This is a genomic window from Butyrivibrio sp. AE3009, from assembly GCF_000420845.1.
GTDB lineage: Bacteria > Bacillota > Clostridia > Lachnospirales > Lachnospiraceae > Butyrivibrio.
Genome location: NZ_ATVS01000060.1, coordinates 1 through 11,582, shown reverse-complemented (window position 1 = coordinate 11,582; position 11,582 = coordinate 1). Strand labels below are relative to the sequence as shown.

Here is an 11,582-nt window from a genome sequence, read left to right as displayed (position 1 = left end):
TGAGAGGTACGGGGAAACGTCAAGACATGTCCCGCGAAATTGAGAGGTACGGGGAAACGTCAAGACATGTCCCGCGAAATTGAGAGGTACGGGGACACGCAATGAAAGTCCTGCTAAAAGAGAGGAGTAATACTATGCAAGATGCCCTCAGAAAAAAATATGATGATCTTCTTGAGATACTAAGAAGCTATAAGAGCGTGGTAGTGGCCTTTTCAAGCGGCGTGGATTCCACGCTCCTTCTCTATGCGGCAAAAGAGGCACTTGGTCAAAACATGCTTGCTGTTACCGCATCAACACCTTCCATTCCCCGAAGGGAACTAACGGAAGCCTGCGAATACTGCAAGCGCATTGACGTAGAGCATGTGGTCCTGGAACTGGATCAGCTCTCAGTCCCGGGCTTTAAGGAGAATCCAAGCGATAAGTGCTATATCTGTAAAAAGGCGATATTCCGGAGCTTCGTAGACCTGTGCAGGGAAAAGAATTTCTGCGAAGTAGTTGAGGGCTCCAACCTGGATGACCAGGGAGACTATCGCCCCGGCCTTAAGGCTATCGCAGAGCTGGGGATCAAGAGTCCCCTGAAGGAAGCCGGCCTGTCCAAGGCAGAGATCCGTGAAATATCCCAAAGCCTTGGTCTTCCCACCTATAACAAGCCATCCTATGCCTGCCTCGCCAGCCGCTTCCCCTACGGAGAGCTCATCACAAAAGAAAAGCTCGCCCTTGTGGACAAAGGCGAGCAGCTGTTATTTGATATGGGGTTCAAGCAGTTCCGTGTCAGGATCCATGGTGATTCCAACTATATAGCCAGGATTGAGCTGTTACCCGAGGACTTCGGGAAGATTCTCTCCCAAGACCTTAGAGATCGCATCAATTCTGAGTTCAAGTCCTATGGCTTTGCCTACACTTCACTGGATCTTAAGGGCTACCGCACAGGCAGCATGAATGAAACATTGTAATTATAAGGATTATCTTCTGTTAGCTCCGGGGGCATCTACGCTGGGCGCCTCCGGTGCCGGTCTCCTGTTCTCGCCGGGTGCATTGACACTTGGCTTCTCAGGCCTTGGCCTTCTGTTCTCTCCCGGTGCATTGACGGTTGCACCCTCTTTTGCTCCCAAAGAAAAGTTCTCATTACTCAGCATAACAGTACCTCCATTAACAAAAACGCATCACAACTGGGTTACTCTGTTCCTTCCGGCTTCCTTGGAAGAATACATGGCCTTATCCATACGGTCATACACATCCTCAAAGGAATCCTCCGGCTCTAAGTGACTTACTCCGATGGAGCAGGTAAGTCGCCCTGCCTCACAAAAATCATATTCCTCAACGCTCTTTCTTACTTCCTCTGCAAAAGAAAGCACATCTTCCCTGGATGTATCGCAGATACTGATGATAAATTCCTCGCCGCCCCAACGGCCTACAGTTGCATTTTTGCCCTTGGCGCAGTTCTGCAATATCGCAGCAAAGGTCTTGAGGGTCTCATCTCCCACCGCATGTCCGTGGGTATCGTTAACGTTCTTGAAATTATCAAGGTCAAGCATCATCAGTGACACCTGCTCGCCGCCGTTCTTAAATCCATCGATGGCATTACGGATCTCAGTCTCCGTGCTGCCTCTGTTGAGAAGTCCCGTGAGAGAATCCTCGAGGGCCTTGTCCTCATATTTTTTCAAGGTGGTCATGAGGTCCTCATAGCTCTCATTGATATCCTGAACCATGAACACGTATCGGAAGTCCCTGTTGTTACTGGTCCGGGCTCTGCAGAAGGTAAGCTTGACCCAGATGTAGATGCCCTCCAGATTCTTCATCTTGCACTCGATGGAAGCGGTGCAGCCGGGCTCAAGTCTGACCTTGAGGTTATCGGGATCTGTCAGCTCCAGGAAGCTTTGCTGATCATCGGGCCATATCATGTTCACGGTCATGAGGCGCCACTGGGAATACTTGATGTCGGAATCAACCGTCTCATCCGATATCTCCGTAACGCTGATACTGCTGGTGGTATCCTTTGCAAGGTCAACGAACATGGAGAAAAGGTATGTACTCTGAATAGTACTTACCTTGTTTGTAGTCATGTGCTCCTCAACATATTCGTAGTCATCAAGCTCGTCCATGCAGTAAATATATTTGTCAGTATCCTTGATAGGATAAACATTCATCTGAATAATATGGGGTTTGTCGCTCTCCTTACCGTATATCGTAAGTCTGCGGCTGGTCTTTCCCCTATATTTGCCGTAATAGGAAACAAAGGCCTTGTAGTCATCGGAAATTGATTCCCCGGTCTCACTTAAGTGAAACCACAATTTCTCGATAAGCTGCGAATAATCCCCTGTCTCCTCCAATAATTCTAAAAAAAAACCCTTTCGAGCTATAGATCGGTATAAATTCTTAGTAGTGTCAACCATCAGGATGGCATCTACGTTGGAATCAAGAATATCTATCAGATCTCCCCTGGTATAATCCTCCAGCGCCTTGTTCTCCATGGCAATCTCCCTCTCCTTTTTTCCCCTGTTTTGTACTATACAATTCAAATCAAAATCCATAGCTATTATACCATGTTAAATGAGTCTATGGGGACGGTTTTATACCAATGGGGACGGTGATGACGCGGGGACGGTTGTGAGTCAAATAACATATGCATCCTGGGGAATAATCCTCGACAGGAACTGTCTTGTACGCTCCTCCTTTGGCTTATAAAAAATCTCGCCGGGCTTACCTTCCTCCACCACGACGCCGCCATCCATAAAGATAACTCTGTCGGCAACATCCTCGGCAAAGGACATCTCATGAGTAACTACCACCATTGTAATGCCCATCTTTGCCACTTTCTTGATTACTTCCAGAGTCTCGCCCACAAGCTCAGGGTCAAGAGCTGATGTAGGTTCGTCAAAAAGTATCACGTCAGGCTTAAGGGCCACAGCCCTTGCGATGCCGACTCTTTGCTGCTGTCCGCCGGAGAGCTGCGCGGGATAGAAATCTTTTTTATCCAGAAGTCCCACCCAGCTAAGGGCATCCTCAGCGATCTTACGGGCTTCTGCCTTATTCATTTTCTGGACCTGGGTAAGTCCCTCCATAACATTCTGCAGCGCAGTCTTGTGAGCAAACAGTCCGTAGTTCTGGAAAACGAAGGCGCTGTGCCTTCTCACATAGAGGATATCCCTCTTCTTCACATGCTTAAGATCAAGGATCTTGTCACCAAAGACCATTTTCCCCTGCTCTGCCCTTTCAAGGAAGTTTATGCACCTAAGGAAGGTGGTCTTGCCTGAGCCCGAGGGCCCCAGGATTACCACAACTTCACCATCATTTACTTTTATGGAAACATCCTTTAAGACTTCCTGTTTGCCGAAAGCCTTTTTTACACCTGTAAGTTCAATCACTGTTAATTCTCCTTAGATACTGCCCTGATCTCTTCTCTGCAAAATGCGCCAGAACCTCGATACCGATTCCGATGATCCAATATACAAGGGCTGCCGCCACATAGGACTCAAGATAACTGTAATATAAAAGGCTCGGAAGGAGGGCTCCCGTCATTATCTCCGTCACAGCTATGGCGCTGACCAGGTTGGAGGCCTTTAAAAGGCCAATCAGCGAGTTCTGCATTCCCGGCAAGAGGATCGGAACCATCTGTGGAAAGATAATGCGATAGAGCGTTTTTATCTTGCTAAGTCCTATGCTGTAGCCTGCCTCGTATTGGATTTTTTCTATGCCTCTGAAAGCTCCTCTCACCGCTTCGCTAAGGGAGCAGCTCTGTCCCAGGATCAGTGCGAAAAAGCCGATGTAGATGGGATTGATCTCACTTATGGGAGTTGAGATATTAAGAGCAGTGGCAAAATCGTTGTAAAAGGTCATAAAAAGCAGATTGTACAAAATAAGGGCCACCATCATGGGAAGGCCCATATATACCGTTACAAATACTCCCAGGATCTGAGAGATCACCGGAATCCTGTAATGTCTTACAGTAGCTATCACCGTCCCCAGCACAAGGCTCACCAGGAAGGTTATCACCGTAAGCTCCAGGGTGACCGGTGCATATTTAAATGCGGATCTTAAGGCTTCGATGAAGCTCTGAACATTGAAACTCATGTGTTACGTCACCTCGAATCAGATAGCCGGTGCGCTACCGTTTTTCATATTTTTCTCAATAAAGAGGAATACACCCTTAAGCAAAAGGCTGAAGGATATGTAGATCAAAGTGGCGGCCAGATACCCCTCAAGAGTATGACCTGTGGCAGCTCCCAGTGTTTTGGCTTTGCCAAGGACGTCAACGACGCCCAAAGTGAATACAAGAGAGGTGTTCTGGAATACTCCCACAAAATCAACTCCGTAATGGGGCAGCGCCACCTTGAAGGCCTGGGGCAGCACGATCCTGAAAAAGGTCTGTGCCCCGGTCATTCCTATGGAATAACCCGCCTCTGTCTGAAGCGCCGGAACTGCCGTTATTGCTCCTCTGAAGATCTCGCCTAAAAAAGCCCCCTCATTTAAAACGATCGCGATCTCCACAAAAACCACAGGCTCCACTCTGTTTAAGTTAATTCCGAACAGGTTCATAAATACATTGCCGAGTACTAACGGGATTCCGTAAAAAGCTATCATCATCTGCACCAGAAGCGGTGTTCCACGCATAAAGGATATGTATACCCCAAGAATCTGCTTCACCACCGGAATCTCCTTTAACCTAAGGATGGCAACAAAAATGGCAAGAATTGTTCCAAGCAGCATAGACCACAAAACTATATGAAAATTCACAGATATGCAGCTGATTATCTTGGGGAAAACATTTATAAATCTCTCTGCGCTAAAGTAACTACCCATGGAAATTATTCCTCTTCTGTTACGTCATATCCTACCCATTTGATTGCCAGCTCTGACAGTGTGCCGTTGTCCTTGAGAGTCTTGAGTGCACCGTCGATGGCTGTCTGAAGCTCGGTCTCATCCTTGCGGTAGAGGTAATAGGTCTTTGAATTGTTGATGGGTTCACCTACTGACTTAAGCCAGTCTTTGCCGTCATCTGAGAAGTTCTTGTTCATCTTGGTCACATCGCTCTTTTTAAGAACTGAGGCTGCGGCTGCTCCTGACTTAAGGGCTGCGGCACCTTCTTCGTCTGAGCTGGACTCAGTGTTTACAAGAACAACCTCCTGTCCGGGATGCTCCTCGTTGTACTTGGTGAGGATCTGGGTTGTAGCACTGGTTGCGCCGCCGGTTCTGATCTTCTGTCCTGCAAGGTCTGCAAGAGAGGTCACATCCGAGTCAACCAGGACCGCAAGGTAGGTGATGTAGGAAGTGTAGGACTCACCTGAGAAAAGATATTTCTCCTCACGCTCAGGTGTGTACTCATACTGGTGTGCAGCCACATCGATCTTGCCGGATTCAAGTGAAAGCACCAGCTGATCAAAGGCCATGGACTGATATTCGAATTCGTACTGAGGAAGTAGCTCGTCGATGGCTGCAAGAACATCGTACTCATAGCCTACGGCGTTGCCATTCTCATCCAGGTAGCAGTAGGGGTTGTAGTTGATGCCTGATCCGATGACTACCTTGGTTACTTCTGTGCTTGGTGAATCTGCTGTCTGCTGAGTAGTATCTGATGCTGATGCATTTCCACAGGCTGCCAGGGATATTGACATGACGGAGGCAAGTGCTCCGGAGATAAATACTTTTTTGATAGATTTCATTTTCATAATTGTGACTCCTCCTTTTCTTACATGGAACCGAACCGCTGTATATGACAGCTCTTTGTAATAAAAAACCGGAGGCCTTTCGATCCACCCAATGATAGTGAAACGAAAGCCTCCGGTTGTCCGGTCGGCGTTTATTTGTTTGTTGTATTTAATATACAGCAGGCAGATAGGATGCACAATTACGGGAGGTTTATATGTGGCGATAAAAGAGGTTTATCGGTAGGCGGGAATGAGTCAATGACTCGCAACCGTCCCCATTGACTCATTCCCGCGGCACTCACACTGCTGAGTACGCCTCCAGCTTCTTGATATAGGCCTGTCCCATCTCGCTGAGAACATTGCCCTTTCTGACGATATAGCCAAGGGTGAGGATATCTTCCTCTTTTAACTTGATAACATTGAAATCCGTGGTGTTAAGCGACGCATCCAGAAGTCCCGATCCGACTGCGTAGCCGTTAAGTCCGATCATGAGCTCCATGGAAGTTGCTCTCTCGTTGGTGGTGACAACCTTCTGATAATCGTAGGTAGCAAGGGCTTCTTCTTTGTAGTAAAAAGAGTTGTTGTCGCCCTGGTCGAATACCATGCAGGGGTAGTCCTTGAGATCTTCCAAAGACAACTCTGCCCTGTCTGCCAGGGGATGATTCTTCCAGAGATATACGTAGGTATTGCACTGGAACAGCTCATGGAATTCAAGTGAGGCATCTGCGAAGACCTTCTTGAACATATTTCTGTTAAAGTCGGAAAGGGCGATAACACCAACCTCGCTCCTAAGGGTCTTAAGGTCGTCGATTACTTCGCTGGTCTGGGTCTCGCGAACACTGAACTGATAGGAATTGCAATCGAAATCCTTAACAACCTCGATAAAAGCATTGACTGCGAAGGTGTAATGCTGCATGGATACTGAGAAAGTAGGTTTCTCCTCCCTCTTTTCCAGATATTTGTGCTCTATTTTCTCGTACTGCTCAACGACGCTTCTTGCGTAGGCAATAAATTCGCCTCCCGCTACTGTTGTCACAACTCCGTTGTGAACTCTCTGAAATATCTGAATGCCAAGCTCGCTCTCAAGCTCCCTCACTGCGCTGGACAGGCCCGGCTGTGAGACGTAGAGCCTGTCTGCGGCCTTCCTCATTGAGCATTCTTCGTCGATGGCGATAACGTATTTAAGCTGGAGTATTGTCATGATGTTCCCCTTTTCCCACTGAGTTGGTATGATTTTCCCAACCATTATATCACAACGGAAGCGGGATGACACGGGGACGGTTGTGAGTCAATGGGGACGGTTCTTGCTGACTCACGAAGCGAGTCAGCGAGAACCGTCCCCATTGACTCGCAACCGTCCCCATTGACTCACACAAAAAGGGCCAGTCCCCATTAAAAATTGTGGGCTGGCCCCTCCAAGAAAAAAGAAAAATATAAAAAAGAAAACCTACGGCTATATCAATACCCCTCAGTCTTACTCCCTGCGAAGAGACTGATGGTTATCGATCTTGTTATAATATGCGGAGATCTTGGTAAGGGCCTCATCTACGCCGCAGTTGACGTCGAAGCCGGCTATTGCCTTCTTCTCAAGCTGCTTCGTAGCCTGAAAGCCGATCTTTTTGCAGACTATACTTCTGCAATCTGCGATAAGCTCCACTTTAACGGAATGTCCCCGGGGGCCTCCGCAGCCGCCTCCGTTGCCATTTCCGCAGCCACTGCCGGATCCGTTTCCGCAGCCTCCGGCACCGGCACTATCACAGCCTTTGCCTTCGCCGCTGCTCTGATCGGCAGCCGCATCAGATTCTTCCGCAGCAGGAACCTGTCTCACTTCCTTCTCGTGATACTCGGTTCCCTCCACTTCATATATGCGAAAGAACTCCGCTTCGCCAAATGTAAGATCTACATTACTTCCGTCTGAAGAAGCCACAGCTATTAAATATGACATAACTACTCCTTCTAAAAAATCCTTTTAAGTACCCTTCATCAGTTGAATCTCTGTGAAGCCACTGTGTAAATATCCTCGATAAGCCTGATTCCGCCTGTGTAACCTGCAATGAAATCATCCAGCACGATCTTGTCTCTTACAGGCCAGGTCACATTCAGGAAGTTACCCTTAAGCTCCTCGGTAAGCTCTCTCTCATAGTAACCGCCAAGAATAAGAGGATATCCGTGATAATCATGCTCTCTTATCTGCTCATGGATCTTGTAACCATCTGTCTCGAATACAGCCTCAGCCTCGATACCATAGTTGAGCTTCTTGAACTCAGCAGCGATATCATCCCTGAACTCCTTGGGAGTATCGTCGGTGATGAACTGCTTAGCCGGGATAAGACCCAGGTCATTGGTCAGGAACTTGGTGATTGCAAGTGTATACTGAGCATCGCCCACAACTGTGAACTGCTTGTTGATAACTCGGTTCTCCAGGAAAAGATCTGCGAATCTCTCGATAAGATAGTAGTAATAATTCTCATGCTCTGTGATAACGCTCTCAACCTTTTCCTTGTCAAGGCCGGCGAACTCGCCCACTTCCCTGAGGAACTTGCTGGTCTCAAAGGCGCCCACAGGAAGGTTCTTGTAATGAAGATAAGGAATACCGAGTTTTTTCTCCATCTTCTTGACGTTCTTTACGGAAACCCAGGGAGAGATCAAGAGATTAAACTGAGCCTTGGGAATCTTGTTGATATTTTCGATTCCTTTTTTATAACCAAAAATGATATTGGGCTTAAGGCCTATCTCCTTAAGGAGCTTCTCGATCTCGTTGAAGTTACCGTTCCAGTACAGATCCTGATAAGGAACGTCAGCCCAGACATTCACAAGGCCCTCTTCCTTCTCATCGCTCTTTTTGAGATACTGGTCGATAATGGCATCGATGACCTGTTCATGGCCCTTGTAGTTGTTACCCTTAAATCCCGCTGTGGGAGCGTAGATAACGGGCTTCTCTGCATCCGCAAACTCGGAAACCACCTCTCCGGTATCGTCACCTACGATCTCCGGAATGCAGCCTGTAAGCACAACGTAAAGGTCTGCGTCGATCACCTTAAGAGCATTGTCGATGGTTGAATGAAGCTTTTTAACACCGCCGAATACAACGTCTTTCTCATTGATACTGGTACAGGGAAAAATGTTGGGTGAAAAATATCCGCTGCTGCCGTTGGAATCGGAAAGCTTCTGAGCACATCCCGGGCCTGAGTGAAGCACCGGAATAGCTCTGTCTATAGCCTGCACTGTCTGCATTGCACCCAGTGCGCATTTATATCTCTGTTTATCTAATAGTTTAGCCACTTTTTCATCTCCTTATTTTATGTATTAAGCCTTCTCCTGTGTTAAGAACTTGTCCACGTTCTGCTTGTACCACCAGTCGGTGTAAGGAAGCCTGGTCCTCTTTGCCAGGTTCTTCTCAAAGCTCCTGTTCTTAATGCTGTCAAGAATTGAGTATGCAAAATCAAGGGTGTGCTTGTAACCAAAGATCATGTACTCATCAGCAACATACACCGCCGGAGTACCGTTCTTGATAGCCCAGACTGTGGAGCCGGGATGTCTTGAAAGGTACAGGTCAGGCTGATACTTGTTAAGGATATTCATAACCTCGTAGTTCTGCTGATCCGCAACTGAGGCCTCAAAATCAATATCATTATCAAGGAGATATTTCATTGAAGGAGGAACGTCTCCGTTCTCGTACTTCTTGTCGTAGTGCCATGCGAGAGCCCATACAACCTCGATTCCCAGCTCATTGAGAACACGGGATACCTCGAAGGTGTAGCCGGGGCCCATTCCAAGAACTGCACGAAGGCCCTTGAGCTCCTTCTTAACTTCTTCAATCTTGGGAAGGTAAATAGCACGCTGCTCTTCGATGTACTTCTCGATCTTTTCACTTCTTCCCGTAACTCTTCCGATCTCGCGAAGCCAGGTCTCAAAACCTACAATACCGCACTGGTTGATGCTTCTGATGTAGGGAACACCGTACTTCTCCTCAAGAACGTTGCCAAGGTAGTTTCCGAGAGTTCCGCAGATACAGGTTGTGGCAATAGCCTCTGACATATGTGAGAGCTCTTCAACTGTAGAATTGCAATACAGGAAAATCGGGTCCAGGTCGAACTGCTTGAACATCTCGATGATCTCAGGTCTTGCACTCTCGTAGAAGTTCTTGAAGTTGATCCTGTTGGACTTAATTCCCTCGCGAGGAGGCTGAACGATTCCTGACAGAACCGCATGGTCTGCAATGTCAAAGCCCGTAGCCCAGATTCTGGACTTGAAGCCCTCGCAGTGAACCGCGATAACAGGAACTTCAATCTGCTCTTTTACCTCATCCACAACGCTGTCAATGTCCTCACCGATGATACCTGTTGCGCAGGAGCTGGATACAAAGATAGCCTTGGGTGAATAGCGCTTATTTACTTCCAGAATGATGTCCTTGAGAGCCTTGGTGGAACCAAAGATCGTATCATTCTCGTTCATGTCGGTACCCACATAAACTGTGCTGGTGGTAACACCTCTCTTTTTGGCCATAACCTTATCCAGGTAGTAGGTGCCTGCTGCCGCTACTGAGCAGCCAGCGGGGCCGTGATGGATAAGTGCGATGTCTCTTATGGCTGAGAGCTGGCCCAGTGCGCAGCTTGACAGACATGAGCTTGACTGGGAAAAGCATCTTGAGCAGCCCTTTAAGGTTCCGCACTCACTCTGGGTTGCCAGGTCTTTTAAGGATCCGATGTAGCCCGTGATGGAACCGATTCGGTTCTCTCTGGTGGCCACGTTTGAATTGTTAAGATTGGTTGCCATTTTCTATCTCCTATTTACTTTTTAATCCACTTTATGCTTTGAAAAGGTTGGTTGAAAGATATCTAAGTCCTGTGTCAGGGAAGATAACAACGATCTTCTTTCCCTTGTTTTCCGGTCTTTCTGCCAGCTGCTTAGCTGCAAAAAGAGCTGCTCCCGAAGATGCACCGATAAGGATTCCATCCTTTAATGCCGCCTCTCTTGCTGCTTCGAAGGCATCAAGGGCCTCAACAGCAATCCATTCATCGTAGATATTTCTGTCCAGTGTTGAAGGGATCAGGTTTTCCGGAACTCCCTCGAAAGGATGAACTCCGGTGATTTCCTCATCCGGAACAGGCTTCTTGGGACTTGGAAGTGAATTAGGCCCCGGCTGAACGGCAACTACCTTGACGTTAGGATTCTTTTCCTTAAGGTAAGCACCTGTTCCTGAAACGGTTCCGCCGGTTCCTACGCAGGCAACCAGTATGTCGACCTCTCCGTCGGTGTCCTCCCAGATCTCGGGCCCTGTGGTTCTCTTGTGAACTGCAGGATTGGCCGGGTTTGAACACTGATCAACGAAGCAGATATGATCTTCTTTTGATAAAACATCTTCCTTCAGAGCCTTGATGGCAGCGATGAAATCTCCACCTGTATCCTGAAGTGTCTTAGCAATAACAGGCTCATCTCCAAGCTTAATGGTGGTTCCGCCAAAAGCATGTATTACCTGGAATCTCTCCTGGCTAACCTGATCCTGAATATATACTCTGAAAGGATAGCCCTTTGCTGCTGCGATGGCTGCAAGGCCGATTCCTGTGTTTCCACTGGTGGTCTCAACAACGGTGTCGCCGGGCTTTAACCTGCCGCTCTTTTCAGCGTCCTCTATCATTGAAAGGGCTATTCTGTCCTTTACGCTCTGATTGGGATTAAAATACTCAAGCTTACCAATGATGGTGGCTCCAAGGTCATGGTGTTTTTCATAGCCGGTAAGCTCAAGAAGGGGTGTTCTCCCAACAAGTTCAGTAATGGATTTATGTATATTTGACATACTTTTTCCTCCTTAGTCTTGACTTTCTATCGAGTTGCCATAGTATCTGATGATATACGCATGACTCCGCAAAAAGCGCTTTCGTCATGCTACAAGGATTCGGAAATCGCGGGGCCCCTACCCCAGTATTTCCTCATCCT

Annotated in this window: 12 protein-coding genes; 1 reads left to right on the top strand and 11 read right to left on the bottom strand. The window is 47.7% G+C overall.

All coding sequences use genetic code 11. The features are described from left to right. Nucleotides 1–134: 134 nt before the first annotated feature. Entirely contained in the window at nt 135–953 is an 819-nt protein-coding gene (gene larE, locus G588_RS0117410; protein ID WP_022779977.1) for an ATP-dependent sacrificial sulfur transferase LarE, read from the top strand. A 9-nt stretch (nt 954–962) separates the two neighbouring features. On the opposite strand, the gene G588_RS22625 is transcribed toward larE, so the two are convergent. The 11 genes from G588_RS22625 to G588_RS0117355 form a co-directional block, all read right to left on the bottom strand. Next, complete coding sequence (locus G588_RS22625) at nt 963–1,136, bottom strand: hypothetical protein (protein ID WP_022779976.1); 174 nt, start codon at nt 1,134–1,136, stop codon at nt 963–965. A gap of 27 nt (nt 1,137–1,163) precedes the next feature. Continuing rightward, on the bottom strand, nt 1,164–2,471 hold the full coding sequence (locus tag G588_RS21860) for a GGDEF domain-containing protein (protein WP_022779975.1): 1,308 nt from the start codon (nt 2,469–2,471) through the stop codon (nt 1,164–1,166). A gap of 141 nt (nt 2,472–2,612) precedes the next feature. After that, nucleotides 2,613–3,365 (bottom strand): amino acid ABC transporter ATP-binding protein, encoded by a 753-nt coding sequence (locus G588_RS0117395; protein ID WP_022779974.1) that lies wholly within the window; start codon nt 3,363–3,365, stop codon nt 2,613–2,615. Further along, on the bottom strand, nt 3,358–4,071 hold the full coding sequence (locus G588_RS0117390; protein ID WP_022779973.1) for an amino acid ABC transporter permease: 714 nt from the start codon (nt 4,069–4,071) through the stop codon (nt 3,358–3,360). The genes G588_RS0117395 and G588_RS0117390 overlap by 8 nt, the downstream gene beginning before the upstream one ends. Before the next feature lie 18 nt (nt 4,072–4,089). Continuing rightward, nucleotides 4,090–4,800 (bottom strand): amino acid ABC transporter permease, encoded by a 711-nt coding sequence (locus G588_RS0117385; protein WP_022779972.1) that lies wholly within the window; start codon nt 4,798–4,800, stop codon nt 4,090–4,092. Between the two features lie 5 nt (nt 4,801–4,805). Further along, complete coding sequence (locus tag G588_RS0117380) at nt 4,806–5,666, bottom strand: transporter substrate-binding domain-containing protein (RefSeq protein ID WP_022779971.1); 861 nt, start codon at nt 5,664–5,666, stop codon at nt 4,806–4,808. A 277-nt stretch (nt 5,667–5,943) separates the two neighbouring features. Then, nucleotides 5,944–6,846, bottom strand: coding sequence for a LysR family transcriptional regulator (locus G588_RS0117375; protein WP_022779970.1), 903 nt, complete (start codon nt 6,844–6,846; stop codon nt 5,944–5,946). A gap of 273 nt (nt 6,847–7,119) precedes the next feature. Beyond that, entirely contained in the window at nt 7,120–7,590 is a 471-nt protein-coding gene (locus tag G588_RS0117370) for a NifB/NifX family molybdenum-iron cluster-binding protein (RefSeq protein WP_022779969.1), read from the bottom strand. 38 nt (nt 7,591–7,628) lie between these two features. Continuing rightward, a complete protein-coding gene (locus G588_RS0117365) occupies nt 7,629–8,927 on the bottom strand; it encodes a nitrogenase component 1 (RefSeq protein ID WP_022779968.1) in 1,299 nt (432 codons plus the stop codon). 24 nt (nt 8,928–8,951) lie between these two features. Continuing rightward, entirely contained in the window at nt 8,952–10,421 is a 1,470-nt protein-coding gene (locus G588_RS0117360; RefSeq protein WP_022779967.1) for a nitrogenase component 1, read from the bottom strand. Between the two features lie 31 nt (nt 10,422–10,452). Continuing rightward, nucleotides 10,453–11,442, bottom strand: coding sequence for a PLP-dependent cysteine synthase family protein (locus tag G588_RS0117355; protein WP_022779966.1), 990 nt, complete (start codon nt 11,440–11,442; stop codon nt 10,453–10,455). Between the last annotated feature and the right edge of the window lie 140 nt (nt 11,443–11,582).

Excerpts from the sequence above, each read along its gene's own strand:
- larE (WP_022779977.1), top strand. The coding sequence starts at position 135 with ATGCAAGATGCCCTCAGAAAAAAATATGATGATCTTCTTGAGATACTA.
- G588_RS22625 (WP_022779976.1), bottom strand. The coding sequence starts at position 1,136 with ATGCTGAGTAATGAGAACTTTTCTTTGGGAGCAAAAGAGGGTGCAACC.
- G588_RS21860 (WP_022779975.1), bottom strand. The coding sequence starts at position 2,471 with ATGGAGAACAAGGCGCTGGAGGATTATACCAGGGGAGATCTGATAGAT.
- G588_RS0117390 (WP_022779973.1), bottom strand. The coding sequence starts at position 4,071 with ATGAGTTTCAATGTTCAGAGCTTCATCGAAGCCTTAAGATCCGCATTT.
- G588_RS0117385 (WP_022779972.1), bottom strand. The coding sequence starts at position 4,800 with ATGGGTAGTTACTTTAGCGCAGAGAGATTTATAAATGTTTTCCCCAAG.
- G588_RS0117380 (WP_022779971.1), bottom strand. The coding sequence starts at position 5,666 with ATGAAAATGAAATCTATCAAAAAAGTATTTATCTCCGGAGCACTTGCC.
- G588_RS0117375 (WP_022779970.1), bottom strand. The coding sequence starts at position 6,846 with ATGACAATACTCCAGCTTAAATACGTTATCGCCATCGACGAAGAATGC.
- G588_RS0117370 (WP_022779969.1), bottom strand. The coding sequence starts at position 7,590 with ATGTCATATTTAATAGCTGTGGCTTCTTCAGACGGAAGTAATGTAGAT.
- G588_RS0117360 (WP_022779967.1), bottom strand. The coding sequence starts at position 10,421 with ATGGCAACCAATCTTAACAATTCAAACGTGGCCACCAGAGAGAACCGA.
- G588_RS0117355 (WP_022779966.1), bottom strand. The coding sequence starts at position 11,442 with ATGTCAAATATACATAAATCCATTACTGAACTTGTTGGGAGAACACCC.